26 protein-coding genes are annotated in these 26,588 nt (G+C 67.0%); 21 read left to right on the top strand and 5 right to left on the bottom strand.

Going from position 1 to position 26,588, the window contains the following annotated elements; all coding sequences use genetic code 11:
- Positions 1-18: 18 nt before the first annotated feature.
- The 5 genes from LXE91_RS20130 to LXE91_RS20110 all read left to right on the top strand — a co-directional run bounded on the left by LXE91_RS20130 (position 19) and on the right by LXE91_RS20110 (position 4,211).
- A complete protein-coding gene (locus LXE91_RS20130) occupies positions 19-402 on the top strand; it encodes a hypothetical protein (protein ID WP_039344077.1) in 384 nt (127 codons plus the stop codon).
- Between the two features lie 77 nt (positions 403-479).
- Positions 480-1,925 carry a Do family serine endopeptidase gene (locus LXE91_RS20125; RefSeq protein WP_039344194.1) on the top strand — a complete coding sequence of 482 codons (1,446 nt, stop codon included), beginning with the start codon at positions 480-482 and terminating at the stop codon, positions 1,923-1,925.
- Positions 1,926-1,989: 64 nt separating this feature from the next.
- On the top strand, positions 1,990-2,472 hold the full coding sequence (locus LXE91_RS20120) for a hypothetical protein (RefSeq protein WP_039344079.1): 483 nt from the start codon (positions 1,990-1,992) through the stop codon (positions 2,470-2,472).
- A 100-nt stretch (positions 2,473-2,572) separates the two neighbouring features.
- The gene (tecA, locus tag LXE91_RS20115; RefSeq protein ID WP_039344081.1) at positions 2,573-3,052 is read left to right on the top strand and encodes a type 6 secretion system effector deamidase TecA; all 480 of its coding nucleotides are present in this window, start codon (positions 2,573-2,575) and stop codon (positions 3,050-3,052) included.
- 265 nt (positions 3,053-3,317) lie between these two features.
- Positions 3,318-4,211, top strand: coding sequence for an IclR family transcriptional regulator (locus LXE91_RS20110; protein ID WP_039344083.1), 894 nt, complete (start codon positions 3,318-3,320; stop codon positions 4,209-4,211).
- 102 nt (positions 4,212-4,313) lie between these two features.
- Here the strand turns inward: LXE91_RS20110 and LXE91_RS20105 are convergent, their stop codons facing one another.
- On the bottom strand, positions 4,314-5,393 hold the full coding sequence (locus LXE91_RS20105; protein ID WP_039344086.1) for a porin: 1,080 nt from the start codon (positions 5,391-5,393) through the stop codon (positions 4,314-4,316).
- 444 nt (positions 5,394-5,837) lie between these two features.
- Here LXE91_RS20105 and LXE91_RS20100 point away from each other — a divergent pair, with 444 nt between their 5' ends.
- From LXE91_RS20100 to LXE91_RS20030, 15 genes are all read left to right on the top strand, one after another.
- Positions 5,838-6,155 (top strand): non-heme iron oxygenase ferredoxin subunit, encoded by a 318-nt coding sequence (locus LXE91_RS20100; RefSeq protein ID WP_011354710.1) that lies wholly within the window; start codon positions 5,838-5,840, stop codon positions 6,153-6,155.
- A 1-nt stretch (position 6,156) separates the two neighbouring features.
- Entirely contained in the window at positions 6,157-6,468 is a 312-nt protein-coding gene (locus LXE91_RS20095; protein ID WP_039344088.1) for a recombinase-like helix-turn-helix domain-containing protein, read from the top strand.
- A 52-nt stretch (positions 6,469-6,520) separates the two neighbouring features.
- Positions 6,521-7,597 carry an aromatic ring-hydroxylating dioxygenase subunit alpha gene (locus LXE91_RS20090; protein ID WP_039344090.1) on the top strand — a complete coding sequence of 359 codons (1,077 nt, stop codon included), beginning with the start codon at positions 6,521-6,523 and terminating at the stop codon, positions 7,595-7,597.
- Entirely contained in the window at positions 7,590-8,360 is a 771-nt protein-coding gene (locus LXE91_RS20085; protein WP_039344092.1) for an SDR family oxidoreductase, read from the top strand. The genes LXE91_RS20090 and LXE91_RS20085 overlap by 8 nt, the downstream gene beginning before the upstream one ends.
- A gap of 37 nt (positions 8,361-8,397) precedes the next feature.
- Complete coding sequence (locus LXE91_RS20080; RefSeq protein ID WP_039344094.1) at positions 8,398-8,925, top strand: cupin domain-containing protein; 528 nt, start codon at positions 8,398-8,400, stop codon at positions 8,923-8,925.
- A gap of 18 nt (positions 8,926-8,943) precedes the next feature.
- A complete protein-coding gene (locus tag LXE91_RS20075) occupies positions 8,944-9,840 on the top strand; it encodes an alpha/beta fold hydrolase (RefSeq protein WP_039344096.1) in 897 nt (298 codons plus the stop codon).
- Positions 9,837-10,694: an IclR family transcriptional regulator gene (locus tag LXE91_RS20070; protein ID WP_039344097.1), complete on the top strand. Its 858-nt coding sequence runs from the start codon at positions 9,837-9,839 to the stop codon at positions 10,692-10,694. The genes LXE91_RS20075 and LXE91_RS20070 overlap by 4 nt, the downstream gene beginning before the upstream one ends.
- Positions 10,691-11,488, top strand: a complete 798-nt coding sequence (locus LXE91_RS20065; protein ID WP_039344099.1) for an SDR family oxidoreductase — start codon at positions 10,691-10,693, stop codon at positions 11,486-11,488. The genes LXE91_RS20070 and LXE91_RS20065 overlap by 4 nt, the downstream gene beginning before the upstream one ends.
- Positions 11,481-13,148, top strand: a complete 1,668-nt coding sequence (locus LXE91_RS20060) for a thiamine pyrophosphate-binding protein (protein WP_039344101.1) — start codon at positions 11,481-11,483, stop codon at positions 13,146-13,148. The genes LXE91_RS20065 and LXE91_RS20060 overlap by 8 nt, the downstream gene beginning before the upstream one ends.
- Positions 13,141-13,968, top strand: a complete 828-nt coding sequence (locus tag LXE91_RS20055) for an aspartate dehydrogenase (RefSeq protein ID WP_039344103.1) — start codon at positions 13,141-13,143, stop codon at positions 13,966-13,968. Before LXE91_RS20060 ends, LXE91_RS20055 begins: the two co-directional genes overlap by 8 nt.
- Before the next feature lie 72 nt (positions 13,969-14,040).
- Complete coding sequence (locus tag LXE91_RS20050; protein WP_039344105.1) at positions 14,041-15,531, top strand: aldehyde dehydrogenase; 1,491 nt, start codon at positions 14,041-14,043, stop codon at positions 15,529-15,531.
- 18 nt (positions 15,532-15,549) lie between these two features.
- Positions 15,550-16,512 carry a VOC family protein gene (locus tag LXE91_RS20045; protein ID WP_039344107.1) on the top strand — a complete coding sequence of 321 codons (963 nt, stop codon included), beginning with the start codon at positions 15,550-15,552 and terminating at the stop codon, positions 16,510-16,512.
- Positions 16,509-17,753, top strand: coding sequence for an NAD(P)/FAD-dependent oxidoreductase (locus LXE91_RS20040; RefSeq protein WP_039344108.1), 1,245 nt, complete (start codon positions 16,509-16,511; stop codon positions 17,751-17,753). The genes LXE91_RS20045 and LXE91_RS20040 overlap by 4 nt, the downstream gene beginning before the upstream one ends.
- 29 nt (positions 17,754-17,782) lie before the next feature.
- A complete protein-coding gene (locus LXE91_RS20035) occupies positions 17,783-19,183 on the top strand; it encodes an MFS transporter (protein WP_039344110.1) in 1,401 nt (466 codons plus the stop codon).
- 179 nt (positions 19,184-19,362) lie between these two features.
- Complete coding sequence (locus tag LXE91_RS20030; RefSeq protein ID WP_039344112.1) at positions 19,363-19,911, top strand: GNAT family N-acetyltransferase; 549 nt, start codon at positions 19,363-19,365, stop codon at positions 19,909-19,911.
- A gap of 124 nt (positions 19,912-20,035) precedes the next feature.
- On the opposite strand, the gene LXE91_RS20025 is transcribed toward LXE91_RS20030, so the two are convergent.
- Positions 20,036-20,962, bottom strand: coding sequence for an ADP-ribosylglycohydrolase family protein (locus tag LXE91_RS20025; protein ID WP_082139571.1), 927 nt, complete (start codon positions 20,960-20,962; stop codon positions 20,036-20,038).
- Positions 20,963-21,131: 169 nt separating this feature from the next.
- Entirely contained in the window at positions 21,132-22,034 is a 903-nt protein-coding gene (locus LXE91_RS20020; protein ID WP_039344114.1) for a hypothetical protein, read from the bottom strand.
- A 317-nt stretch (positions 22,035-22,351) separates the two neighbouring features.
- Between LXE91_RS20020 and LXE91_RS20015 the strand changes: the two genes are divergently transcribed.
- Positions 22,352-22,765, top strand: a complete 414-nt coding sequence (locus LXE91_RS20015) for a PPC domain-containing DNA-binding protein (protein ID WP_039344116.1) — start codon at positions 22,352-22,354, stop codon at positions 22,763-22,765.
- Between the two features lie 87 nt (positions 22,766-22,852).
- Here the strand turns inward: LXE91_RS20015 and acnB are convergent, their stop codons facing one another.
- Together acnB and LXE91_RS20005 are read right to left on the bottom strand one after the other, a co-directional pair.
- Positions 22,853-25,438: a bifunctional aconitate hydratase 2/2-methylisocitrate dehydratase gene (gene acnB / locus LXE91_RS20010; RefSeq protein WP_039344118.1), complete on the bottom strand. Its 2,586-nt coding sequence runs from the start codon at positions 25,436-25,438 to the stop codon at positions 22,853-22,855.
- A 529-nt stretch (positions 25,439-25,967) separates the two neighbouring features.
- Complete coding sequence (locus tag LXE91_RS20005) at positions 25,968-26,441, bottom strand: nuclear transport factor 2 family protein (RefSeq protein ID WP_039344119.1); 474 nt, start codon at positions 26,439-26,441, stop codon at positions 25,968-25,970.
- Positions 26,442-26,588 lie beyond the last annotated feature (147 nt).

The raw sequence follows: 26,588 nt of genomic DNA, 5'->3' as shown, positions 1-26,588 counted from the left end.
TTTCTGAAGGAGGCGCGCATGAAGATGCGACGAAGCGGCATCGCGACGATCGTCTGCCTGCTGCTGGCAACCGGCGCAAACGCGCAGGGTGGCCGCGCGGCGGCGGGTGCGGCCGCGCCTGCGGCGCCCAGCCCGGGTTCGGCCACGAAGCCGGTGTGCGTCGATGCGGAAGTCGACGGCAAGCGTGCGCTGTCGTACGACTGTCTCAGCCAGCAACTGAAGCCGAAGGCCGACCCGCAGGCGGGCGCATCGCAAGCGGATTCGGAGCGGTTGTCGAAACAGCCGTCGAACCGTCTCGGCACGTTCAACCTGTCGACCGAGCGGAACCGTTTCGGCTCGAACTGGGGCAGGTCGACGACGCCGCAGCGGCCCGATGTGCCGGTCGCGGTGCCGCCGAAGTAATGCAGGCGGCCCCGGGCATGGGGGCAGGTATCGATGAGCCGGCGGCGTTCCGGCGCGAACCGACGAGGAACAGCGACATGAAAGCGGGCACGCACACGAACCTGGCAGCGGCGCTGCGAGCGATGGCCGGCGGACTGGCGTTGGCCTGCGCGTGCGCATGCGGCTGTTCGACGGCAACGGCTGCCGAGCGGCCCGCGCAGCCGGGTGCCGCATCGCCGACGCCAACCCCGACGCCGACCGTCGCGCTACCGAACTTCGCCGCGCTGGTCCGGCGCGTCGGCCCGGCCGTCGTCAACATCAGCGTTACGCGCGAAGTCACGCAGATGGGCATCCAGTTGCCGCCGGGCATCGCGCCCGATCATCCGCTCGCACCGTTTCTTGCGCGGCGCGTGATCGGCAACCGCGAGGAAGTGAGCCTCGGCTCCGGCTTCATCGTCAGCGAGGACGGCGTGATCCTGACCAACCGGCACGTGGTCGGCGATGCGGTCGCGATCGACGTGAAGCTGACCGACAAGCGGCAGTTCAAGGGGCGCGTGATCGGCAGCGATCCGGTGTCGGACGTGGCGGTGATCCGCATCGACGCGCACAACCTGCCGGTCGTCGCGACCGGCGACCCGGCGCGCACCGAAGTGGGTGACTGGGTGATGGCGATCGGTTCGCCGTACGGGTTCGCGAATACGGTCACGCAGGGCATCGTTAGCGCGAAGTCGCGTTCGTTGCCCGGCGAGCGCGCGATTCCGTTCATCCAGACCGACGTGCCGATCAACCCCGGCAATTCGGGCGGCCCGCTGTTCGACCTGAGTGGCCGCGTGATCGCGATCAACTCGATGATCTTCTCGAAGACGGGCGGCTATCAGGGGCTCGCGTTCGCGATCCCGATCGACATCGCGCTCGACGTGAAGGACCAGTTGCTGCGCACCGGCAAGGTCACGCGCGGCCGGCTCGGTGTGGCCTTGCAGGAAGTGAGCCAGGCGCTGGCGCGTTCGTTCGGCCTCGCGAGCCCCGACGGCGCGCTGATCACGATGGTCGAGCCGGATGGCCCGGCCGCGCACGCGGGCCTGCAGCCGGGCGACGTCGTGCTCGCGGTCGACGGCAAGCCGGTCGCCGAATCGGCGGACCTGCTCGGCACCGTTGCGGGCATGCGGGCCGGCCGGCAAGCCGACCTGCTCGTGTGGCGCGCGGGACGGGCGATGCACATGAGCGCGACGGTCGGCGCATTCGACAGCGGCACGGCGGTGGCGAGCGGCGAGCAAGGGCCCGCGCGGTTCGGGCTCGCGCTGCGCGCGGCGACGGAGCAGGAGCGCCAGCGGCTCGGCGTCGGCCAGGCACTCGTCGTCGAGCAGGCGAGCGGCCAGGCCGCGCGCGCGGGGTTGCAGCCCGGCGATGTCGTGCTGTCGGTCAACGGCACGCCGGTTGCGAACATCGGCGCGTTGATGACCGAGATCGACGCCGCGCACGGCAACGTCGCGCTGCTCATTCAGCGCGGCGGCGCGCGTCTGTATGTGCCGATCGAGATCGGTTGAGGATCGAAGGGCGAGTGGACGACGCGACGCAGCACGATCGCGCATCGTCGAAACGGGAGGCGGAATGAAGCGAATGCAGCAGTGGGGCGTGTCCGGAGGGTGGCGGGCGATCGTCGTCGCATGGGCGCTTGCCGTGGGCGTCGTGCCTTCGGCCGTCGCGCAGGCGGCCGACGTGCCGCCATCGTGGATCCGCTACGGACAGCTCGCCGGGCAGCAGTTCCAGACGTGGCTCGAAGCCGACGGCGACGCGGCCGATCGCCTGCACCGCTATCTCGAGGCGCGTGTGCTGAACGCGAGCGCCGATGCGCCGCCTCCCGCGATCGTCGTGCGCGCATGGATCGGCACGAACGGCGCCGTCACGCGCGTCGAGTTCGCGTCGCTCGGCAATCCCGACGCGGACGCGACGCTGCGGCAACTGCTCACGGCCGGCCCGCTGGCGGAGCCGCCGCCGCCCGACATGCTGCAGCCGTTGCGCGTGCGCCTGCGGCTCGCGCCGAATCCCGATGCGGCCGCCGCGGCACCGGCTTCGGCGGCACGCATCCCGTGACGTCCGGAGGCGTGCGCGGATCGGTCCGGATATCGTAATAAGATATGAGGTTATTGCGTTGGCGGGACGATGACGCCCCGCTTCTTCAACAGGAGCCCCCATGCAATTGACCCCGTTGGGCGCGCAGGTCGCCCAGTTCGGTTTCCCCGAGCGGCAGCGACACGTGCAGGCGCTGCTGTCCGGCACGGCCGACATCAATACGTATGTCTCCGCCGGCGTCTGCTACGACGCTGCGGCCTATGTGCGATACCTGATGCGTGCTGACGCGATGATCACGCCCAACACGCTGCTCGACACGATCGGCCAGCATTGGCGGCCGCGGTTCAACTTCGAGAACGGCGGCGAATGGGACGGGCGCGCGAACATTCCGGCCGGGACCGCGGTCGGCTTCTCGCGTGGCGGCGCGGTCTTTCATGCGGCGATCGCCGTCGGCGGCACCTCGATCCGGGCCGTGAACGGCGGGCTCCTCGGCAGCGGATGGCGGTTTGCGGTCGACCTCGCGCGCGTGCTCCAACCGGACGCGGCCGGTGGCTTTACGTACGACCGCGCGAACATCCGGGTTCACCTGTCGCACCTGTAGCCTGCGGGCGTCCCGGCGCAGCGTGCCGCGCCGGCCGCTCGCCCTGCACACCTTGCCGCGATGCCGGCCATTCCGGCATGGCGTGGCGCTGTCCATCGCTGCTATCCTCTCGACCGTGATTGACTCTCCACGGCGTCGCGATCCGCATGCTGCGGTGCGGCGATGCACGCGGGTGTGAACCCCGTGCGCGCTGAGGTAGCATGACTGAATATCCACGACGATCCGTGACCTGTTTCGTGACTGATTTCCTACCGTCCATGTCCACATGGTCAAGACAACGATGAGCGACGCACCTGAAGCCGCGGCGCCCGGCGACGACGAATCGTCCGGCGGCGCGTCGTCCTACCTGGTGCCGGGGCTCGAACGCGGGCTGCGGATCCTCGCCGAATTCTCCGCGCGCGAGCCGGTCCTCGGCGCGCCCGAACTGTCGAAGCGCATCGGCATTCCGCGCACGACCACGTTCCGCCTGCTGCAGACGCTCGAAGCGCTCGGTTTCCTCGAGCGCGTGAACGGCGACCGTTATTTCCGGCTCGGCGTCGGCGTGCTGCGGCTCGGCTTCGAATACCTGAATTCGCTCGAACTGACCGATCTCGGCACGCCCGTGCTCGAACGGCTGCGCGACGCGACCGGGCTGTCGACGCATCTGCTGATCCGCGACCAGCGTGACGTCGTGTTCGTCGCGAAGGCGCAAAGCAACGCGTCGATGTTCGGTTCGGTGAAGGTGCACGTCGGCACGCGCCTGCCCGCGCATGCGACCGTGCATGGCCACGTGCTGATGGGCGACCTGACGCGCGACGCACTGCGCCAGCTGTATCCGGAAAAGCGGCTCGAGCAGTTCACCGAGCGCACGCCGGGCACGGTCGACGAACTGTACGAACGCGTGCGCCACTATGCGCGGCTCGGCTACGCGGTCAGCGAGGCGGCGTTCGAGAGCGGCATTTCGGCCGTGACCGCACCCGTACGCGATCATTCGGGCTCGATCGTCGCGGCCATCACCGCGACCGTACCGCGCTCGGAGATCGGCGAGGCCCGCGAGAAGGAGAGGCTCGTCGAAGCCGTGTGCGGCGCGGCGGTCGACCTGTCACAGCGGCTGAACTATCGTCCGCTCGAAAGCGATCCGACATTCGCGCACGCGCGCCACAAGGTCGCGATGTTCTGAGTATGCCGATGCGCGGCCGGCGGCCGTGCAAATGCAACGCGCAAGACAAAAGCGGCCCGCGGGCCGCTTTTGTCGTTTCGGGCGACGCCCGCCCGACGTCGTTCAGAACGAGTGGTGGATCCCGGTGAGCACGATCACCTGGTTCGCGGTGCTCGACACACCCGCCGTGAAGAACGCGGCCTTCGCACCGCCCGAACCGTGCTCGTACAACACGTTCGCATAAAGCTGCGTGCGCTTCGACAACGCATAGATGTCGCCGAGTTCGACCTGCGTCCAGCGGCGGCCGGCCAGCGTCGTGGTCGCCGCGCCGCCCGCGATCGTGTTGAACGCGCTGCTGCGGTAATTCACGCCCGCGTCGTAGCTCTGGAACGTGTCCGAAAAGCCGTTCGACTGCATCTTCGTGCGCGTGTACAGGCCATGCACGAGGAAGTCGCCGAACTGATAGGACGCACCCGCGCCGATGTTCTCGACCTTGCTCGCGGTGTAGCCGTTCGCGGTGTTCTGCCCCTGGAACGACGTGATGCCGGTCGTGCTGATCAGGATCGAGCGGTCATGCTCGTTCGAGTACACGGCCGACGCCTTGAACGGCCCGTTCGCATAGTTCAGCGCGACGCCGACCGACTTGCCGGTCGAGAAGTTCGTCGTGTTGCCGAGCGCCATCGTCGCCGCGGCCGAGAAGCCCGCGAAGGTCGGTGAGCGGTACTTGACCGAATTGTTGTACGGCACGTTGCCGGTCGCGGCGAGTCCGTCGATGTTGCCGGGGTGGAACGCGTACCAGCTCATCGCGAGGTAGGCCGTGCTGAGCGGATCCAGATAGTCGAACGACAGCGGCGTCTGGCGGCCGAGCGTCAGCGTGCCGTAGCGTTCCGAGCCGAGGCCGACGAAGGCCGCGCGGTTCCAGATCGTGTTCGCGGTCGCGAACTGGCCGTTGTTCGTATAGAAGCCGTTTTCGAGCTGGAAGATCGCCGACAGGCCGTCGCCGAGGTCTTCCTTGCCTTTCAGGCCCCACCGATCGGGCTGCGTATTGCCCTGGATCATCGCCCACTTCGCATGGCCGCCGACGTTGTTCACGTACGCGACGCCCGCATCCATGCTGCCGTACAGCGTCACGCTGCTCTGCGCCCACGCGCCCGACACGGCGCCCACTCCGATCACTGCTGCTGCTACCGCATGCTTGACCATTTGATCTCCTGAATCTCCAACCTGATGAATACGTGCCGTGGCGACATGCGCGGGAACGGCCGGACGTCGCGCATTTTCGCCATCGGATGGGCATTCGTATGTTCCATATAAGGAACAATGTGCCTCTGATGGAATGGAGTATAGAGGCGTCGAGCACCGGATCAAAAATAATTTTTTCGGGACGGATGGATGTCGGGCCGATGTCCCGCGTCGGTGCGCGAAGCCCGCGTAAACCCGGTAAATACCCGTCCCATAACAAATAATTTCATTTGACGAGGTAGGCGTGCGCGATCGCCGTCCCATCGGTCAGTGTTTTCCCTAGGACATGCAGCTTTTTGTTCTACTCGTGGAAAGTCACTTCTATAATCACCATCCATAAACTGCTGTTCCGGATATGGAACAAATCGGAACAAACCGAGAGTCGATCAGAAGGAAGGGTGTGAGATGTCTGAACAATGGGTTTGCGCCGGGCACGCCGGCGCGCTGTCGGAAGACACGCCGATCGAGTTCAAGCGGACCGACGGCGTCGAAATCGGGATCTACCGTGTCGGCGACGACGTGTATGCGCTCGAGAACGTGTGCCCGCATGCGTACGCGCTGCTGACGCAGGGGTTCGTCGACGAAGGCACGGTCGAATGCCCGCTGCACGAGGCCGTGTTCGACATCAAGACGGGCGAATGCCTGAAGGGTCCGGGCGGACGCGCACTGAAGCAGTACGCGGTGCGGCTCGCCGGCGAGGAAATCCAGATCAAGGTGGAGTGACATGAAAGAAGCGACCGTGAATTTCAATCCCTTCCTGAAGCCGTGGGTGGCGCCGCAGCCGAACAACGTCGCGGGCAAGGGGCAGATCGAGATCCCCGGCCAGGTCGAGAACCAGGTCTGGCAGAACCGCAAGGCCGCACCGACCCAGTATGAAAACGACCTCGGCGATGCGCTCGAACGCGTGTTCGAAGCCGGCGCGGTCGAGCTGGACGAGGTCGTCGCGGGCCTGAACCGCATCGGCTTCCGCGCGCCGGACGGCACGGTATGGACACCTGAGCGCTTTCGCGCCGAAATGGCCTCGCTCGCGGAATGACCGCGTAAGCGCCGACCGCCGACCCGACGACAACCGCATCCGGAGCACACTGATGACGTCCCCCGAACAACACGCAGCACAACACGACCCGGTCCGTGCGTACCTCGACCGCGGCATCAAGAACTACTGGTATCCCGTCGCGCCGAGCTGGCAGGTGTCGAATGCACCGGTCGGCCTCACGCGCCTGTCCGAGCAGATCGTGCTGTGGCGCGATCACGACGGCAAGGTCCACGCGCTCGAGGATCGCTGCCCGCATCGCGGCGCGCGCCTGTCGCTCGGCTGGAACCTCGGCGGCAACATTGCCTGCTGGTATCACGGCATCGAAGTCGACGGCGGCGGCACGGTCAATCGCGTGCCGGCCGTATCGAACTGTCCGCTCGAAGGCACGAAGTGCGTGAAGTCGTATCCGGTCGAGGAGAAGGCCGGCGCGATCTTCCTGTGGTTCGGCGACGAAGCGCACGGCGAGCCGGCGCCGCTGAACCTGCCCGAGGAACTGGTCGACGACGCGTACGGCCATTTCCTGTGCGTGTCGAACTGGAAGTGCAATTACCAGTACGCGATCGACAACGTGATGGACCCGATGCACGGCGCGTACCTGCATGCCACCTCGCACTCGATGGCCGAAGGCGACAAGCAGGCCGACATGCGCGTGCGCAAGACGGAAACGGGCCTGATGTTCGAGAAGATCGGCCAGCGCGACGTGAACTTCGACTGGGTCGAGCTCGGCGAAACGGGCTGCCTGTGGATGCGTCTCGCGATTCCGTACAAGCAGAAGTTCGGCCCGGGCGGCAACTTCGGGATCATCGGCTTCGCGACGCCGGTCGACGGCGACAACTGCCAGGTCTACTTCTGGCGCACCCGCAAGGTCAGCGGCTGGCAGCGCGACGTGTGGCGCTTCATGTATCGCAACCGCCTCGAGGGCCTGCACTGGGACGTGCTCGAGCAGGACCGCTACGTCCTCGAAAGCCTCGCGCCGAATGCGCGCGATCACGAGTACCTGTACCAGCACGACGTCGGCATGACGCGCGTGCGCCGGATGCTGCGCACACGTGCGCAGGAGCATCTCTCCGCGCTCGACGCGCATCGCGCGGCGCAGGCGCAGGCCGCATCGGAGCCGGCAAATGGCTGAGCGCGCTCCGGTCGTGTCGCTCGCGGGGCGCCGCGTGCTCGTCACGGGCGGCGCGCGCGGGCTCGGCGCGGCGTTCGTGAAGGCGCTCGTCGAAGCGGGCGCGCAGGTCGCGTTCGGCGACGTGCTGGCCGACGAAGGCCGCGCGCTTGCCGCGCAACTCGCCGAAGCCGGCCATGTCGCGCATTGCTTCGCACTCGACCTCGCCGATCCGGCGAGCGTCACCGCGTTCGTCGCGCAGGGCGCGGCGGCGCTCGGCGGTATCGATGCACTGATCAACAACGCGGCGATCACGAACTCGGGCGGCAAGCTGTCGACCGAGCTCGACGTGTCGACCTGGGACGCCGTGATGAACGTGAACGTGCGCGGCCTGTGGCTCGTCAGCAATGCGGCGCTGCCGTATCTCGCGCAGTCGGGTCGCGGCGCGATCGTGAACCTCGCATCGGACACCGCGCTGTGGGGCGCGCCGAAGTTGCTCGCGTACGTCGCGAGCAAGGGCGCGGTGATCGCGATGACCCATGCGCAGGCACGCGAGTTCGGCGCGCACGGCGTGACGGTCAATGCGATCGCGCCGGGGCTGACCGAAGTCGAGGCGACGGCCTACGTGCCGGCCGAGCGCCACGCGTTCTACATGCAGGGCCGCGCGCTGACGCGTGCGCAGGTGCCCGACGACGTGACGGGCCCTGTGCTGTTCCTGCTGTCGGACGGCGCGCGCTTCGTGACGGGTCAACTGCTGCCGGTAAACGGCGGCTTCGTGATGAATTGATTGAATTGAAGTTTTCACTCTGATGAAGGAGAGGACGATGGCGGACGCCGATCTCGAACGCAAGTCGTGGGACCAGCCGGAAGGCGCAAGCTTCAACGACTGGATGGAAGGGCGCGTGGCGCGCTATGCGACGCGTCGCTACGACTGGGACGCACTGAAGTTCCAGGCCGACTACGACCCGAAGTACCGCCGGGCGCAGATGCGCTACGTCGGCACGGGCGGCACGGGCGTCGCGAAGGACGTCAACACGGTGCCGGCCGGCGGCTTCACGTTCTCGACGATGGTCATCCCGGCCGGCAACATCGGCCCGAGCCACATCCACATGGACGTCGAGGAAATCTTCTTCGTGCTGCGCGGGAAGATGAAGGTGATCTGCGAGCGTGACGGCGAGACGTGGGAAGCGATCCTCGGCGAGCGCGACCTGATCTCGGTGCCGCCGGGCGTGTATCGCACGGAAATCAACATCGGCGAGGAAGATGCGCTGATGTGCGTGATGCTCGGTTCGCCGAAGCCGGTCACGCCGACGTATCCGCCCGATTCGCCGCTCGCGAAGATCAAGCGCTGAGACGGAGCGGGTAAAGCAATGAGTGTCATCGACAAACGTGAACGCGACCGCACCGCGGCGTTCGCCGCGCTGCTCGGGCAGTTCCCCGAACAGCGTTGCGCGGCCGGCGCGGCGGGCACGATCGGATATCGCGAGGCCGGCGCGCACCATGCGGGCCGTGCGTTGCCCGTCGTGCTGCTGCACGGCATCGGCTCGGGCGCCGCATCGTGGGTGCGCCAGCTCGACACGCTCGGCGCATCGCGGCGCGTGCTCGCGTGGGATGCGCCCGGTTACGGCGTGTCGACGCCGGTGCACGGCGCGTCGCCGGCCGCCACCGATTACGCGGCATCGCTGAACGCGTGGCTCGAGGCACTCGGCATCGAACGCTGCGTGCTGGTCGGTCATTCGCTCGGCGCGATCATCGCGGGCGGTCTCATCCGCGTGATGCCCGCGCGGATCGCCGGCCTGCTGCTGGTGTCGCCCGCGGGCGGCTACGGCAGCGCACCGGCCGAAACGCGCGACGCGCGCCGCGACGCGCGGCTCGCGATGCTCGCCGAACTCGGCCCGGCCGGGCTCGCCGAGCAGCGCAGCGGCAACATGCTGTCCGGTTTCGCGAACGAGGATGCGCGTGCGTGGGTGCGCTGGAACATGGCGCGCATCGTGCCGGCCGGCTACGCGCAGGCCACGCAACTGCTCGCGAATGCCGATCTCGCAACGGATCTCGCCGGCTTTCGCGGCCGCACGGCCGTGGCCGTCGGCGCGAACGACGCGATCACGCCGCCCGCCGCGTGCGAGCGGATTGCCGCGGCCGCGCACGTCGGGCTGCAGGTGATTCCACAAGCGGGCCATGCCGGCTACGTGGAAGCACCGGCCGTCTATTCCGCACTGATCGACGCGTTCTGCCGTCAGTGCGACCAACAGCGGGGGCTGGCATGAACGAACCGCTGCAACGACCCGAACTCGAAAACGGCAAGGCCGAAGCCAGCTACGTGGTGCCCGGCCTCGAACGCGGGCTGCGGATTCTCGCCGAATTCTCGCCGCGCGAGCCCGTGCTCGGCGCGCCCGAATTGTCGAAGCGGCTCGGCATTCCGCGCACGACGGTGTTCCGTCTGCTGCAGACGCTCGAATCGCTCGGCTTCCTCGAGCGCGCGGACAAGGATCGCAACTACAAGCTCGGCATCGCCGTGCTGCGGCTCGGTTTCGAATACCTGAGCTCGCTGGAGCTGACCGATCTCGGCCTGCCCGTGATCGAAAGCCTGCGCGATGCGACCGGCTTCACGACGCACATCGTGATCCGTGACGGCCGCGACGTGGTGTTCGTCGCGAAGGCGCAGAGCCAGGCGCCGGTGTTCAGCTCGATCCGCGTGAACGTCGGGACGCGCTTGCCCGCACATGCGACGACGCACGGTCACGTGCTGATGGGCGACCTGTCGTTGAAGGAACTGCATGCGCTGTATCCGGAAGGCACGCTGAACCGCATGACGAACGCGACGCCGGAAACGGTCGATGCGCTGTACGAAGTGATCCGCGAGGATGCGCTGCGCGGCTACGGCGTCAGCAATTCGTCGTTCGAGCGCGGCATCTCGGTGGTCACCGCGCCGGTGCGTAACGAGACACAGAGGATCGTGGCGTGCATCACGGTGACGGTGCCGAGGCCGGAAATCGACGCGGCGCTGATCGCGGACGGCCTGATCGACAAGGTACAGCGCGCGGCGGCGGAACTGTCGCGGCGGCTCAATTACCGCTCGGATGACGAGCACACGTTTTTGAAGGCTTTAGGACTCCGATGATTGAAATCGATCTGACCGGGCAAGTAGCGGTGGTGACGGGCGGTTCGTCCGGCATCGGCCTCGCGACGGCCGAACGGTTCCTGCAGGCCGGCGCATCGGTCGCAATCTGCGGCCGCGACAACGAACGCCTCGCGCGTGCCGAAGCGATGCTCGTTGAAAAATACCCGGGCGCACAACTGCTCGCCGCACGCTGCAACGTGCTCGACGAGCAGGATGTGGCCGCGTTCGCGCACGCCGTATCGACGCGTTTCGGCCGCGCCGACATGCTGGTCAACAACGCGGGTCAGGGCCGCGTGTCGACCTTCGCCGACACGACCGACGACGCATGGCGCGAAGAACTCGAACTGAAGTATTTCAGCATCATCCGCCCGACACGCGCATTCCTGCCGCTGCTGCGCGATGCGGCCGCACCGACGATCACCTGCGTGAACTCGCTGCTCGCACTGCAGCCGGAGCCGCACATGGTTGCGACGTCGTCGGCGCGCGCGGGCGTGCTGAGTCTCGTGAAGTCGCTTGCGGCCGAACTCGCGCCGCAGCGCATCCGCGTGAACTCGATCCTGATCGGCATCGTCGAGTCGGGCCAGTGGCGCCGCCGTTACGAAATGCAGGCGCAGTCCGGCGAAAGCTGGGAGGACTGGACGGGCGCGCTCGCACGCACGAAGAACATTCCGCTGAACCGCTTCGGCAAGCCTGACGAGGCCGCCTGGGCACTGTTTTATCTCGCAACGCATCTGTCGTCCTACACGACGGGCAGCCATATCGACGTTTCTGGAGGCTTTGCACGCCATGTCTAAAAAAACCACGGTTGGCGAGCTGATTGCCGCCTTTCTCGAGCAGTGCGGCGTGAAGACCGCATTCGGTGTCATCTCGATCCACAACATGCCGATCCTCGACGCGATCAACTCGCGCGGCAACATCCGGTATGTCGGTGCACGCGGCGAAGCCGGTGCGCTGAACATGGCCGACGGCCTGGCGCGCGTATCGGGCGGCCTCGGCGTCGCGTTCACGAGCACGGGCACGGCGGCCGGCAACGCGGCCGGCGCGATGGTCGAGGCGCTGACGGCCGGCACCGCGTTGCTGCACGTCACGGGGCAGATCGAGACGCCGTACCTCGACCAGGATCTCGCGTACATCCACGAAGCGCCGGACCAGCTGTCGATGCTGCATTCGATTTCGAAGGCCGCGTTCCGTGTGCGCACCGTCGAAACCGTGCTGCCGACGATCCGCGAAGCCGTGCGCATCGCGCAGACCGCGCCGACGGGCCCGGTGTCGGTCGAGATTCCGATCGACATCCAGGCCGCTGAAATCGAATGGCCGGAAGACCTCGCGCCGGCACACGTCGCGGTGCGCGAGCACGACACCGCCCGCGTCGCGAAGCTCGCCGATGCTCTCGCGGCCAAGCGCCGCCCGCTGCTGTGGCTCGGCGGCGGCGCGCGCCACGCACGGGAGGAAGTCGAGCGCCTCGTGAAGCTCGGCTTCGGCGTCGTGACGAGCGTGCAGGGCCGCGGCGTGCTGCCCGAAGATCACCCGGCGTCGCTCGGCGCGTTCAACGTGCATGCATCCGTCGAAGCGTTCTACAAGACCTGCGATGCGCTCGTCGTCGTCGGCTCGCGCCTGCGCGGCAACGAAACGCTGAAGTACAAGCTCGCGCTGCCGCAGCCGCTGTTCCGCGTCGATGCCGACGCGCTCGCCGACAACCGCGGCTATCGCAACGAGCTGTTCGTGCATGGCGACTCGAAGCGCGTGCTGGCCGAGCTGGCCGACCGGCTCGAAGGCCGCCTGTCGGTCGATCCGCAGTTCGCCGCCGATCTCGCGGCCGCCCGCGAGCAGGCGGTGGCCGACGTGTCGAAGGGCCTCGGGCCGTACAAGCAGCTCGTCGACACGCTGCAGGGCGCCGTCGGCCGCGACTACAACTGGGTGCGCGACGTGACGATCTCGAACAGCACGTGGGGCAACCGCCTGCTGAAGATCTTCGAGCCGCGCTCCGGCGTGCATGCGCTCGGCGGCGGCATCGGCCAGGGCATCCAGATGGGCATTGGCGCGGCGCTGGCGGATGCGGCCGCGAAGACGGTGTGCCTCGTCGGCGACGGCGGCCTGATGGTCAACGTCGGCGAGCTCGTCACGGCCGTGCAGGAAAACGCGAACGTGATGATCGTGCTGATGAACGACCAGTGCTACGGCGTGATCCGCAACATCCAGGACGCGCACTACGGTGGCCGCCGCTGCTTCGTGCAGCTGCACCAACCCGATTTCGCGCAGTTCTGCGCGAGCTTCGGCCTCACGCACTACCGGATCACGTCGTTCGACGACGCCGAGGCGATCGTGCGCGAAGGGATGGCGAAGGCCGGCCCGGTGATGGTCGAGGTCGACATGCTGTCGGTCGGCGCGTTCGCATCGAACTTCGCGGGGCCGCCGGTCAAGAAGGAAGAGCCGTCGGAGCGCCAATATGCTTAACGGGCAAAAGCGGGCGCACGCACCCGTCGACGTCGCGATGATCGGCTTCGGCGCGATCGGCGCGGCCGTGTACCACGCGGTCGAGCACGATGCGTCGCTGCGCGTCGCGCACGTGATCGTGCCGGAACACCAGCGCGCGGCGGTGCAGGGCGTGCTGGGCGGTGCGGTGGAGGTCGTGTCGTCGGTCGACGCACTGGTCCGCCGCCCCGAGTTCGCGCTCGAATGCGCAGGCCACAGCGCGCTCGTCGATCACGTCGTGCCGCTGCTGAAGGCCGGCACCGACTGCGCGGTCGCATCGATCGGCGCGCTGTCCGATCTCGCGCTGCTGGACGTGCTGGCGCAGGCCGCCGACGAAGGCGACGCGACGGTGACGCTGCTGTCCGGCGCGATCGGCGGGATCGATGCGCTGGCGTCCGCGAAGCAGGGCGGCCTCGACGAAGTGCTGTACGTGGGCCGCAAGCCGCCGCTCGGCTGGCTCGGCACGCCCGCCGAGGAACTGTGCGACCTGCGCGCGATGACCGCGGAAAAGGTGATCTTCGAAGGCAGCGCGCGCGACGCCGCGCGCCTGTATCCGAAGAACGCGAACGTCGCGGCCACCGTCGCGCTCGCGGGCCTCGGCCTCGACGCGACGCACGTGCGCCTGATCGCCGATCCGGCCGTCGAGCGCAACGTGCACCGCATCACCGCGCGCGGCGCATTCGGCGAGATGTCGCTGGAAATGAGCGGCAAACCGCTGCCCGACAACCCGAAGACGTCCGCGCTGACGGCGTACAGCGCGATCCGCGCGCTGCGCAACCGCGCGGCCCGCTGCGTGATCTGACCGGGCCATTGAATGGCCGCCCGCGCCACGGCGGGGGCGGACGTGCAGAGACAGATTTGTGGGACTTGTGACATGACTCCTTTCGATACGAGCCTCGTGCCCGACGGCAACATCCTGATCGGCGGCGAATGGCGGCGCGGCCGTGGCGCGCCTTACGCGAGCATCTATCCGGCCGACCAGTCGCTGAACATGGAAGTGTCGACCGCGAATGCGGAAGACGCGGCCGAAGCCGTCGTGGCCGCCGATGCCGCATGGCGCCGCGCCGACTGGGCCGGGCTGAAGCCGCACCTGCGCGCGCAGGTGCTGTACCGCATCGCCGATCTGATCATGCAGCGCCACGAAGCGCTTGCGAACCTGCAGCGCCGCGACAACGGCAAGCCGATCGGCGAGACGCGCGTGCTGGTGGCGAGCGCCGCGAACACGTTCCGCTATTTCGCCGCGTGTCTCGAAACGCTCGACGAGGAACTGACGCCGTCGCGCGGCGACTACCTGACGATGAGCGTGTACGAGCCGATCGGCGTGATCGCGGCGATCACGCCGTGGAATTCGCCGATCGCGTCCGATGCGCAGAAGCTCGCACCGGCGCTGGCCGGCGGCAACGCGGTGGTGCTCAAGCCGGCCGAAGTCACGCCGCTCGTGTCGCTCGCGCTGGCACGCATCTGCGAGGAAGCCGGCGTGCCGAAGGGCGTGCTGAGCGTGCTGCCCGGCAAGGGCTCGGTGATCGGCGACGTGCTCGTGCGCCATCCGCTGGTGAAGAAGGTGTCGTTCACCGGCGGCACCGAAGTGGGCCGCGGCATCGCGCGCATCGCGGCCGAGAAGCTGATGCCCGTGTCGCTCGAACTCGGCGGCAAGTCGCCGACGATCGTATGCGATGACGCCGATCTCGATCATGCGGTCAACGGCGTGCTGTACGGCATCTTCAGTTCGTCGGGCGAAGCGTGCATCGCGGGTTCGCGGCTGTTCGTGCAGCGCGCGGTGTACGACGAATTCATGAAGCGTTTGGTGGCCGGCGCACGCAAGCTGCGCGTGGGCGACCCGACGCGGGCAGACACGCAGATGGGGCCGCTGATCACCGCGAAACATCGCGAATCGGTGGAGCGCTACGTGGCGCTCGGCCTCGAGGAAGGCGGCCGCCTGCTGTGCGGCGGCGAGCGGCCGTCGGGCGACGGGCGCGAGAACGGCTTCTTCTATCAGCCGACGATCCTCGAAGGCTTGCCGAACAGCGCGCGCATCTGCCAGGAAGAAATCTTCGGCCCGGTGCTCGTCGCGATGCCGTTCGACGACGAAGCGTCGCTGATCGCGCAGGCGAACGACAGCGTGTTCGGCCTGGCGGCCGGCATCTGGACGCGCGACTACAAGCGCGCCTGGCGTATCGCGCGTGCGCTGGAGACGGGCACGGTCTGGATCAACACGTACAAGCTGTTCTCGATCTCCACGCCGTTCTCGGGCTGGAAGGAGAGCGGGATGGGGCGCGAGAAAGGGCGTCTCGGCATCCGCGAGTACATGCAGCAGAAGAGCCTCTACTGGGGCTTGAACGACGCGCCGCTGCCGTGGGCGAACTGAGCGAAGGGGAATGACGCAATGAGCATTTTGGGAATCGAGCGGATCACGTACGGCGTCGACGATCTCGCGACCTGCCGGCGCTTTTTCGCCGACTGGGGGATGAAGGAAGTCTCGCACGACGACACGCGCGCACGCTTCGAGACGCTGAACGGCTGCACCGTGCTGGTCGTCAAGGCCGACGACCCGTCGCTGCCGCCCGCGTTCGAAGCGGGGCCGACGCTGCGGGAAGTCACGTGGGGCGTCGCGACGCGGCAGGAACTCGACGCGCTGCGCACGAAGCTCGCCGGCCAGCCCGGGTACTACGCGCAGGACGATGCGCTCGGCTGCATCGACCCGAACGGGATGGCGATCCGCGTCGAAGTCACGCGCAAGCGTGAACTCGACATCACGGGCTCGCCGTCGAACGTGTGGGGCCAGACGCTGCGCGTCGACCAGCCGAGCCCGATCTATGCACGCGCGGAGCCGGTCGAGGTCGGGCACGTGGTGTTCTTCACGAACTGCCTCGACGCGCAGGAAAAGTTCTATCACGAACTGCTGGGCTTCGAGACGTCCGACCGTTACCCCGGCCGTGGCGCGTTCATGCGCTGCGCACCGCACGGCGGCCACCACGACCTGTTCCTGCTCGCGCTGCCGAACGGCAAACGCGGCCTGAACCACGTCGCGTTCACCGTGCGCGACATCCACGAGGTGTTCGGCGGCGGCATGCACATCGACCGCTGCGGCTGGGAAACGCAACTCGGCCCGGGGCGTCATCCGGTGTCGTCCGCGTACTTCTGGTATTTCCAGAACCCGGCCGGCGCGCTGATCGAGTACTACGCGGACGAAGACGTGCTGACGCCCGAATGGCAGCCGCGAGAATTCGAGCCGGGCCCGACGGTGTTCGCCGAATGGGCCGTCGACGGCGGCCTCGACGGCAACACGCGCCGGCAGAAGAACGCGAAGGCGCCGGAAGGCAAGTTCATGACGGAGCGCAAATCGTGAGCGAAGAGAACGCACAGGAGCAGCCCGCGCCGGGCACGGTCGTCGTGATCGGCGGCGGCCAGGCCGCCGGCTGGGTGCTGAAGACGCTGCGCGCGGAAGGCTTCGCGGGCCGCCTCGTGATGATCGCCGACGAACCGCATCTGCCGTACGAGCGCCCGCCACTGTCGAAGGCCGTGCTGGCCGGCGACGCCGACATCGAAACCGTGCGTGTCGTGCGTCCTGACGAATTCGACGCGCTGAACGTCGAAGCATGGCAGCCGGAACGCGCCGCGTCGATCGACCGCGCGCGTCGCGTCGTGACAACCGAAAGCGGCCGCGAGATCGCATACGACCGGCTCGTGATCGCGACCGGCGGCACGTCGCGCCGCTTGCCGGATTCGATCGTGAGGACCCCGAACCTGCATTACCTGCGCACGCTCGACGAAGCGGCCGCGCTCGGCGAGAAGCTGCGCGCGAGCCGGCGCGTGCTCGTGATCGGCGGCGGCTGGATCGGCCTCGAAGTCGCGGCGACCGCGCGCAAGCTCGGCGTCGACGCGGTGGTCGTCGAAGGCGCGCCGCGGCTGTGCGGCCGCTCGGTGCCGCAGATCGTGTCGGATTTCCTGCTCGACCTGCATCGCGCGAACGGTGTCGACGTACGCCTCGGCGCGGCGCTCGCATCGCTCGACGCGCAGCCGGACGACGCGTCGAAGGTTCGCGCGACGCTCGCCGACGGCACGACGATCGACGCCGATTTCGCGGTGGCCGGCATCGGCCTCGCGTTGAACGCGTCGCTCGCGAGCGACGCGGGGCTGGCCATCGACGACGGCATCGTCGTCGACGAATTCGGTGCGACGAGCGACCCGGCGATCTTCGCGTGCGGCGACGTCGCGAACCATCACAACGGCTGGCTGAAGCGGCGCGTGCGGCTCGAATCGTGGGCCAACGCGCAGAACCAGGCGATCGCGGCCGCGAAGGCGGTGCTCGGCGTGCGTGCCCCGTACGCGGAGATTCCGTGGTTCTGGTCCGATCAGTACGACGTGAACCTGCAGATCCTCGGCGATCTGCCGGCCGATGCGCAGCTCGTCGTGCGCGGCGAGCTTGCCGCGCGACGCGCGACGCTGTTTTTCGTGGGCGAAGGACATGTGAGAGGTGTCATCGCCGTCAACAACGCACGTGAGCTGAAGCTCGCGCGCAAGTGGATGAACCAGGGCCGGGCAGTGGATACGGAAGCCCTGGCAGACACGAGCAAGACACTGGCCTGACCGGCGACGAGATACAGGAGACACCCCGCATGAGCACTTTCGACAACGTCGTGGCCGGACGCGCCACGATGGAAGCTGCCGCCTCCACGCCCGGCGCGATCATCGCACGGCTCGAGCGGCTTCCGGCCAACGCGATGCAGATCCGCGCCCGCGTGCTGATCGGCACCGCGACGTTCTTCGACGGCTTCGACGTGATCACGATCGCGGCGACGCTGCCGCTGCTGATTCACAAATGGGGGCTGTCGCCGACGCAGATCGGCATGCTGATCGCGTCCGGCGCGATCGGCCAGCTGATCGGCGCCTTCCTGTTTCCCGCGCTGGCGGAGAAGCACGGCCGCGTGAAGGCGATCGCATGGAGCTCGGCCGTGATCGGCATCACGAGCGTCGCGTGCGGGTTCGCGCCGACCTTCGAGATCTTCGTGCTGCTGCGGATCCTGCAGGGCCTGGGTCTCGGCGGCGAGTTGCCGGTCGCCGCGACGTACATCAACGAGATCACGCGCGCGCATGGCCGCGGCCGCTTCGTGCTGTTGTACGAGATCGTGTTCCCGATCGGCCTGCTCGTGTCGATGGCGCTCGGTGCGTGGCTCGTGCCGCGCTTCGGCTGGGAGATCATGTACTTCGTCGGTGGCCTGCCGCTGATCCTGTCGCTCGTGCTCACGCGCCTCGTGCCGGAGTCGCCGCGCTGGCTCGCGTCACGCGGGCGGCTGGCAGAAGCCGGGCGGGCGGTCGGCGAGTTCGAAGCGTCGGTGCGCGGCGAGCTGCCGCCCGTGACGCAGGCGGCCGCGTTCGACGAGATGGTGCGCCAGCATCCGAAGCGCAAGATGAGCGACCTGTTCAGCGCCGCGTATCGCAAGCGCACGCTCGCGGTGGCGACGTTGTGGGCGACCTGCGGGTTCATCCAGTACGGGCTGTCGACGTGGCTGCCGACGATCTACAAGAACTTCTATCACGCACCGCTGCAGCTTGCGCTGAACCTTGCGGTGATCGGCTCGGTGATGGGCGTGCTCGGGTCGCTGGCGTCGGCGCTGCTCGTCGACAAGCTCGGCCGCAAGCCGGTGATCGTGTGGTCGTTCGTACTGTGCGCGCTGTCGCTGGCGTTCGCGGGCTTCTATCACGCGTCGTCGGTGTATGTCGTGTCGATCTTCTGCTCGCTGTCGCTCGGGTTGATGGCGTCGGGGTTCATTACCGCGTACGTCTACACGCCGGAGCAGTATCCGACGAGCATCCGCGCGTCGGGCTGCGGCCTCGGCAGCGCATGGCTGAAGATCGCATCGTTCGTCGCACCGATGGTGGTGCCGCACGCGATCATCGGCGGCAATCTCGCGCCGGCGTTTTACCTGATCGGCATCGTGCCGCTGATCGCGGCGCTGACCGTGCACTTCGTCGGCATCGAAACGAAGGGGAAGGTGCTCGAAGCGCTCGAAGCGTAAGCGCGGTCGGCCGGCGGTATCGGATGAGGTGGAGAGGCCCGGGCGATGTCCGGGCCTTGTTGTTTGGCGGCGATCCGGTTGTTGCGGAGGGGCGCGACGGACCGTTCGAATGCGTGACATAGCCGACTTTCGGCTTGCATGTTCTAATTCACGATCCCGTTTTTCGACCGACCGTCGCCATGCCCCTGTTCGAACCCGTCACGCTGCATACTTCCCGCCTCGTCCTGCGGCCGCTATGCGAAGCGGATGCGCATGCCTTCTTCGAGATCTGGTCGGATGCGGAAGCGATGCGCTATTTCTCGTTCTCGCCGATGACGCATATCGACCAGGCGATCGAGCGCGTCGCGCGCAACGTGAAGACGTCCGCGAGCGGGCAGGACCTGATCTGCGTGCTCGAATCGCGGGAAACCGGCGAGGCGCTCGGCGAATGCGTGCTGTTCCATGCGAACGAGCAATGCCGGCGCGCCGAGATCGGCTTCAGCCTGGGGCGGAAGTACTGGCGTGGCGGATACATGCGCGAGGCGGCATCGGCCATGATCGATCACGCGTTCGGCACGCTGCGGCTGAACCGGCTCGAAGCCGATATCGATCCGCGCAACGTCGCGTCTGCGGGGCTGCTCGAACGGCTGGGCTTCGTGCGGGAAGGGTTGCTGCGCGAACGCTGGATCGTCGGCGACGAAGTGTCGGACAGCGCGCTGTATGGGTTGCTGGCGAGCGACCGGCGCTGATGCGCTGCGGCGGCAGCGCATCATTTCTCGGCACGAACGATCGCGCGCGCGTTGATGCAACGACGCTGGGAAATCGGGTTCGGCTCGCCAGGTTCGACTCGGCGGCTGGCCGATGAGGCCGTATTCATAACTTCGCGAGCCAGCCCTCGACCATCTCTTTTCCGCGCAACATTGCAACCCATCGATCGGGCAACGCCTGTTCGCCGTACTGCGCGCCGGCGAGGCCGCCGGCGATGGCCGCGGTCGTATCCGTGTCGTTGCCGAGCGCGATCGCGCGCTTCACGCAGTCCTCGTAGCTGCCCGTCGACAGCAGGCAATGGATCGCCGACCAGAAACTGTCGACCACATAACCCGATCCTTGCGGCGCGTCGAAGCGGCCGTCGAGCACGATCTTCAGTTCGATTTCGTCGGCCGTGCCTTCGTAGTGCGCGAGCAGTTCGTCCTCTGCCGCGCGCACCGCGTCGGGCGCGGGCTGGCCGTCGACGATCCTCAGCGCCGTCAGGCAATAGAGCGCGCAGCAAAGCTGCGAACGCACGTGGCCATGCGTGACGATGCTCTGCTTGTGCGCGAGCCGGATCGCGTCGTCGCGTGACGCGGCGACCATCACGACGGGGAAGCAGCGCATCAGCGAGCCGTTGCCGTTGTCGCGCTCGTCGCGGGGCCCGGCCGCTGCGGGCGCGGCGCCGGCCGCCAGCGCATGGAACGCGCGTTGAGTCTGCAGGCCGACGTCGAATACGCGGCCGTCCGGCGTGAATGCGCCGCGATGGAACCAGTTCAGCAGGTTGCCGGCGAACGTATCGAGATTCAGGTCGTGCTCGCGCAGCAGTGCGTCGAGCAGCGCGAGCGCCTGCGCACCGTCGTCGCTCCAGGTGCCGGGCGGTACGCCGTCGTGCGCGCGAGCGAAGCCCGGCGGCGGGATCATGTCGATCCCGGCGGGCGGCGGAATCGAAGCGGCGCCGTGGAATTCGTACGGCACGCCGAGCGCGTCGCCGATCAGCAGGCCAAGCAGGCCGCCGCGCAGGCGGGATCGTCGGTTCGGAATCGGTGTCATCAAAGGGAATTCGGGTTGGGGCGGCTTGCGCGGGGGGAGACAATGCACAAGATCTCGAACTGAACCCCGTCATTATGCAGTCGCCGCCAAGTGACGTACTGTTCCGGCTGTTCGCCGGGCGCCTTCGCGCGGTGGCGGCCGCAGTCGCTGTTGAAACGACCCACGACGATTACGTCAACGCCCGCCCGGCCAGCACGTCGACAGGCATTTCACGCTCCAGCGCCCTGGCGGCGAGTTCCCCGACCCAGTCTGCATCGGCGGGATCGACGACGCCATATTGGGCCGGCGGAAAAAAAGCAAAGAGGTGAGCCGCCGCAGTCAGGCGTTCGCATTCGGCGTGAGACAGCAGACAGGACGTCACGGTCAATGGCGCGGCCGGTCCACTCCATCTCAATCCGATGCGGATATGGGTGCGTGGCGCAAATGCGATTGCCAATTCTCGCCTCGGGATCAACCATTTCGTCTCCAAGGGGAACGTTGGCGGCCCGTACCAATTGTCAGCCGCAATCAGATCAGCCAGCACCAGCCAATGACCGACGGACGTTCGGGCCAGGATCCACTGTCTCATTCGGGCCTTGCTGGATCTGAGCTTGCCGTCGATCCATTCCTCGACGTAGAGGGGCTCCGGATCGTAGTCGTCCGACCACACGACGATGGCTGAACATAGCGTATGGCGCTCCAGTTCGACATGCCCGTTGGACGGCATTTCTCGCCAGTACCGCTGCCGGGTACCGTACGTCGCGACGCACCAGTTCAGGCCGATCCATGCTGCGATGAAGAGCGCCGTGACCCATATGAGGGTGACGACTGTTCCGTCAACTGCACGATCCAGATCAAAGGCCGGATCGACCATTCCGCGGTATGCAAGTATGCCCAGCAAATACGTGAGCACCGGGACCACAGGCCCGAATACGACCGGCAACGCCAGAATGGCGAGCCAGTTTCGGACATGCACGCTCCCCGCCGACTTGGCGCGCGCACGCTCCTCATCGCTCATCGCCGCGATTTCCCGCGCGGCAATCTCGTCGCTCGGCGTGTGGAACCGCTCATACGTATTCTGGCATTTGGGCATTCGTCGGGGCGTTCGATGAAAAGGGGGCGATAAGGCAGGGATTTCCTCGAGGAACTGATTCTTGCATACGTCAGGGGCGGTTTTCAGGCGGACGCATATGCGTTCCCTACGGAAAACAAAGCCGATTCGCTGCGGCCGGTGCGAAACCATGTCGCACGGGCCCGTATGCGCAGGTGGCCCGGAGTCGAACGGTAGCGATTGAAACGACGCCTGGAAGACACCGACGCGCGGGGATCATCGCGAGCGGGTGACTTGCCGGATTCACCGGGCGAACGTACGCTTGGTCGATACCACGATCGACCCACAGGCTCCCGACCATGCAAGCCCATCCTTTGCGTCTTTCCCCCGGCGACGATCTGCGCGGCGCCATCGAAGCGGCACTCCGTCGACACGAAGCGCACGCCGCCTTCGTGATCCAGGGCATCGGCAGCCTGAGCGTCGCGCAATTGCGCTTCGCCGGCGTCGACCAGCCGACCGAGCTGCGCGGCGACCTCGAAATCCTGACGCTGGCCGGCACGGTGTCGCCGGACGGCGCGCACCTGCACATGTCGATTTCGGATGCAGCCGGCCGCGTGACGGGCGGCCATGTGGCGAGTGGTTGCGTGGTGCGCACGACGGCCGAGATCCTGCTCGCGCTGCTGCCCGCGCATCGCTTCTCGCGCGAGCTCGACGCGGGCACCGGCTTCAACGAGCTGGTGATCCGGCGCGAGCCGGACGCCGACACCGAATGAAAAAAGGCGCCGCAGGCCTTTCAGCCCGCGGCGCCTTTTCGCGGTGGCGCTGCGACGTCGACCACCCGCCGCAGCCCGACTGCGTGCTTACACCTGCACGGTGTCGGCCACTTCCTTGAAGTCCTCGATCTGGTCGAAGTTCATGTACTTGTAGATCTTGTCGCCGTTCGCGCTGAGCACGCCCATGTCGGCCATGTACTCTTCCTTGGTCGGGATCTTGCCCAGACGCGAGCAGATCGCCGCCAGTTCCGCCGAGCCGAGATACACGTTCGTGTTCTTGCCGAGACGGTTCGGGAAGTTGCGGGTCGACGTCGACATGACCGTCGCGCCTTCGCGCACCTGCGCCTGGTTACCCATGCACAGCGAGCAGCCCGGCATTTCGGTGCGCGCACCGGCCGTGCCGAACACGCCGTAGTGGCCTTCTTCGGTCAGTTGCTTCTGGTCCATCTTGGTCGGCGGCGCGACCCACAGCTTGACCGGAATGTCGCGCTTGCCTTCGAGCAGCTTCGACGCCGCACGGAAGTGACCGATGTTGGTCATGCACGAGCCGATGAACACTTCGTCGATCTTCGCACCGGCGACGTCCGACAGCGTCTTCACGTCGTCCGGGTCGTTCGGGCATGCGACGATCGGCTCGTGGATGTCGGCGAGGTCGATCTCGATGACGGCCGCGTACTCGGCGTCGGCGTCCGGCGCGAGCAGTTGCGGGTCGGCCAGCCACTGTTCCATCGCCTGGATGCGGCGCTGCAGGCTGCGCGGATCCTGGTAGCCCTGCGCGATCATCCACTTCAACAGCGTGATGTTGCTGTTCAGGTACTCGATGATCGGTTCCTTGTTCAGGTGGACCGAGCAACCGGCTGCCGAACGCTCGGCCGACGCATCCGACAGCTCGAACGCTTGCTCGACCTTCAGGTCGGGCAGGCCTTCGATTTCGAGGATGCGGCCCGAGAAGATGTTCTTCTTGCCTTGCTTGGCGACCGTCAGCATGCCTTGCTTGATCGCGTACAGCGGAATCGCGTTGACGAGGTCACGCAGCGTGACGCCCGGCTGCATCTTGCCCTTGAAGCGGACCAGCACCGATTCCGGCATGTCCAGCGGCATCGTGCCGGTGGCGGCCGCGAACGCGACCAGGCCCGAACCTGCGGGGAAGCTGATGCCGATCGGGAAGCGCGTGTGCGAATCGCCGCCGGTGCCGACGGTGTCGGGCAGCAGCATGCGGTTCAGCCACGAGTGGATCACGCCGTCGCCCGGGCGCAGCGCGATGCCGCCGCGCGTGCTGATGAAGTTCGGCAGCGTCTGGTGCGTCTTCACGTCGACCGGCTTCGGATAAGCGGCGGTGTGGCAGAACGACTGCATCACGAGATCGGCCGAGAAGCCGAGGCACGCGAGATCCTTCAGTTCGTCGCGGGTCATCGGGCCCGTGGTGTCCTGCGAGCCGACCGAGGTCATCTTCGGTTCGCAGTACGTGCCCGGGCGCACGCCCTGGCCTTCGGGCAGACCGCATGCGCGGCCGACCATCTTCTGTGCGAGCGAGAAGCCCTTGCCGCTGTCGGCCGGCTGGTGCGGCAGGCGGAACAGCGTCGACGGCGCGAGGCCGAGCGCTTCACGTGCCTTCGCGGTCAGGCCGCGGCCGATGATCAGCGGAATGCGGCCGCCGGCGCGCACTTCGTCGAACAGCACGTCGGACTTCACCTGGAATTCGGCGATGACCTTGCCGTCCTTCAGCGCCTTGCCTTCGTACGGGCGCAGTTCGACCACGTCGCCCATTTCCATCTGCGACACGTCGAGCTCGATCGGCAGTGCGCCGGCGTCTTCCATCGTGTTGTAGAAGATCGGGGCGATCTTGCCGCCGAGGCACACGCCGCCGAAGCGCTTGTTCGGCACGAACGGGATGTCTTCGCCCGTGAACCACAGCACCGAGTTGGTGGCCGACTTGCGCGAGGAGCCGGTGCCGACCACGTCGCCCACGTAGGCGACCAGGTGACCCTTTTCCTTCAGCGATTCGATGAACTTGACCGGGCCGCGCTTGCCGTCTTCTTCCGGCGTGATGCCCGGGCGTGCGTTCTTCAGCATCGCCAGTGCGTGCATCGGGATGTCCGGGCGGGTGGTGGCGTCCGGTGCCGGCGACAGGTCGTCGGTGTTGGTTTCGCCCGTCACCTTGAACACGGTGATGGTCAGGCTTTGCGGCACTTCCGGGCGGCTCGTGAACCATTCGGCATCGGCCCAGCTCTGCAGCACGGCCTTCGCGTGCACGTTGCCCTTGTCGGCGAGTTCCTTGACGTCATGGAACTGGTCGAACATCAGCAGGGTTTTCTTCAGTGCGTTGGCAGCCACGGCAGCCACGGCTTCATCGGACAGCAGCTCGATCAGCGGCTGGATGTTGTAGCCGCCCAGCATCGTGCCGAGCAGTTCGGTCGCGCGTTCGCGCGAGATCAGCGGGCAGGCGGTCTCGCCCTTGGCCACGGCGGCCAGGAAGCCGGCCTTCACGCGGGCGGCTTCGTCGACGCCGGCAGGCACGCGATGGGTGATCAGGTCGAGCAGCGTCTGCTCTTCGCCGGCGGGCGGGTTCGTCAGCAGTTCCACCAGTTCGGCGGTCTGCTGAGCCGTCAGCGGCAGGGGAGGAATACCGAGCGCGGCGCGGGCGGCCACGTGAGCACGAAAGTTTTCAAGCATGGGGAGACCTGCTGATATTGCGTTTGAGGGGAAGGCCTTGCCGGCACTCCGGGGCTGTTCCAGGCACTGCGTTGAGCGGGATTCTAATCTCAATGCTCTTTAACGTCAAATGTCTTATGTCTTATATAAGACTTGGCGGTCGGGACACGGGGAAGCGTGGTGGCATGGAGGCGGCGGTGTTTGGCGGCGTGTTCCGGAGGCTCGCCTGGGTGCGGATGCGAGCAAGGTGTTCCGGGTGGTTCTGGCGAGGACTGCGGGAGGTGCGGAGGGCGGCGCGGTGCGCTACCGGTAACGAAGCCTGGGAGCCCGGTTGCCGGTGGCGCAGATATCTGCACAAGCACGCAAGAAACGTCACATACGGGCCGCGTTCGCGCGCCTACGCTCTATTTCATGCCGCTTTCAATCGAATTTCAAAAGACGGAGCGGGCGTCGGTGCGTGCCGCTCGCCTGTCAAGGAACCGCGTGGAGGGCCGCGAGCCCTTGAATCCGGTCGATCGAGCACATGCCGATGAAGCCATGACGGTGTGCGCTATTTCCGCTTGGCGCGATACGCGTCGAGGTTCTTCCGCGCCTGCGCACGGATCGCGCGTTGCACGAAAGGCGTCCAGCCGAGCAGGGCGCCTTTCAGCCCCAGCGCCTGACGCGCCCAGCGCCACAGGTCGAAGCTGTCGCGATGCTCGACAATGCGTCCGTCGCGAAACCGGAACCGTGCATCGATCCGGTTGACCACCATCCGGCCGGTCGCGGTGAAGCGGTACTGGGCGATCCACTCGGCGCGCCCGGCTTGTTGATCCGCGGCGACGTCGCCGAACGTCAATGAAAAATCCTGCGCACGCGCCACCAGCATGCGCCACATGTCGCGTGCGAGGTCGCCGCGCAGCTCGCCGAATGCGGGATCGCTGAAGACGACGTCATCGGCATAGCAGTCGAGCATCGCGTCGATGTCGCGCTGCTGGAACGCCGTGTAGAAGCGCTGGATCAATTCGGTGTGCGGGTGGCTCATCTTGGGGTGTGTTGTCGTTGGAGATGAAGCGGGGTCTCGACGCGGCGGCCGGAAATTATGCCAGTTGAACGTCTGGTGCGTGCCATGCGGCAAGGACGCGCCGATCGACTCGATATCGACGCGTGTTCCCCGCCGCGATGCAGGTTA

Origin of the sequence: Burkholderia contaminans (genome assembly GCF_029633825.1) — a bacterium.
Classification (GTDB): Bacteria; Pseudomonadota; Gammaproteobacteria; order Burkholderiales; family Burkholderiaceae; genus Burkholderia; species Burkholderia contaminans.
The sequence above is the reverse complement of the archived record's forward strand: the minus strand, read 5'-3'. Positions and strand labels throughout refer to the sequence as shown.

Bases quoted from the DNA above. Each gene is read 5' to 3' on its own strand.
- LXE91_RS20100 (WP_011354710.1), top strand. From the start codon at position 5,838: ATGTCTGAACAATGGGTTTGCGCCGGGCACGCCGGCGCGCTGTCGGAA.
- LXE91_RS20080 (WP_039344094.1), top strand. From the start codon at position 8,398: ATGGCGGACGCCGATCTCGAACGCAAGTCGTGGGACCAGCCGGAAGGC.
- LXE91_RS20050 (WP_039344105.1), top strand. From the start codon at position 14,041: ATGACTCCTTTCGATACGAGCCTCGTGCCCGACGGCAACATCCTGATC.
- tecA (WP_039344081.1), top strand. From the start codon at position 2,573: ATGCAATTGACCCCGTTGGGCGCGCAGGTCGCCCAGTTCGGTTTCCCC.
- LXE91_RS20025 (WP_082139571.1), bottom strand. From the start codon at position 20,962: ATGACACCGATTCCGAACCGACGATCCCGCCTGCGCGGCGGCCTGCTT.
- LXE91_RS20125 (WP_039344194.1), top strand. From the start codon at position 480: ATGAAAGCGGGCACGCACACGAACCTGGCAGCGGCGCTGCGAGCGATG.
- LXE91_RS20015 (WP_039344116.1), top strand. From the start codon at position 22,352: ATGCAAGCCCATCCTTTGCGTCTTTCCCCCGGCGACGATCTGCGCGGC.
- LXE91_RS20120 (WP_039344079.1), top strand. From the start codon at position 1,990: ATGAAGCGAATGCAGCAGTGGGGCGTGTCCGGAGGGTGGCGGGCGATC.
- LXE91_RS20065 (WP_039344099.1), top strand. From the start codon at position 10,691: ATGATTGAAATCGATCTGACCGGGCAAGTAGCGGTGGTGACGGGCGGT.
- LXE91_RS20070 (WP_039344097.1), top strand. From the start codon at position 9,837: ATGAACGAACCGCTGCAACGACCCGAACTCGAAAACGGCAAGGCCGAA.
- LXE91_RS20085 (WP_039344092.1), top strand. From the start codon at position 7,590: ATGGCTGAGCGCGCTCCGGTCGTGTCGCTCGCGGGGCGCCGCGTGCTC.
- LXE91_RS20055 (WP_039344103.1), top strand. From the start codon at position 13,141: ATGCTTAACGGGCAAAAGCGGGCGCACGCACCCGTCGACGTCGCGATG.
- LXE91_RS20020 (WP_039344114.1), bottom strand. From the start codon at position 22,034: ATGCCCAAATGCCAGAATACGTATGAGCGGTTCCACACGCCGAGCGAC.
- LXE91_RS20090 (WP_039344090.1), top strand. From the start codon at position 6,521: ATGACGTCCCCCGAACAACACGCAGCACAACACGACCCGGTCCGTGCG.
- LXE91_RS20005 (WP_039344119.1), bottom strand. From the start codon at position 26,441: ATGAGCCACCCGCACACCGAATTGATCCAGCGCTTCTACACGGCGTTC.
- LXE91_RS20105 (WP_039344086.1), bottom strand. From the start codon at position 5,393: ATGGTCAAGCATGCGGTAGCAGCAGCAGTGATCGGAGTGGGCGCCGTG.
- LXE91_RS20130 (WP_039344077.1), top strand. From the start codon at position 19: ATGAAGATGCGACGAAGCGGCATCGCGACGATCGTCTGCCTGCTGCTG.
- LXE91_RS20030 (WP_039344112.1), top strand. From the start codon at position 19,363: ATGCCCCTGTTCGAACCCGTCACGCTGCATACTTCCCGCCTCGTCCTG.
- LXE91_RS20095 (WP_039344088.1), top strand. From the start codon at position 6,157: ATGAAAGAAGCGACCGTGAATTTCAATCCCTTCCTGAAGCCGTGGGTG.
- LXE91_RS20045 (WP_039344107.1), top strand. From the start codon at position 15,550: ATGAGCATTTTGGGAATCGAGCGGATCACGTACGGCGTCGACGATCTC.
- LXE91_RS20110 (WP_039344083.1), top strand. From the start codon at position 3,318: ATGGTCAAGACAACGATGAGCGACGCACCTGAAGCCGCGGCGCCCGGC.
- LXE91_RS20035 (WP_039344110.1), top strand. From the start codon at position 17,783: ATGAGCACTTTCGACAACGTCGTGGCCGGACGCGCCACGATGGAAGCT.
- acnB (WP_039344118.1), bottom strand. From the start codon at position 25,438: ATGCTTGAAAACTTTCGTGCTCACGTGGCCGCCCGCGCCGCGCTCGGT.
- LXE91_RS20060 (WP_039344101.1), top strand. From the start codon at position 11,481: ATGTCTAAAAAAACCACGGTTGGCGAGCTGATTGCCGCCTTTCTCGAG.
- LXE91_RS20075 (WP_039344096.1), top strand. From the start codon at position 8,944: ATGAGTGTCATCGACAAACGTGAACGCGACCGCACCGCGGCGTTCGCC.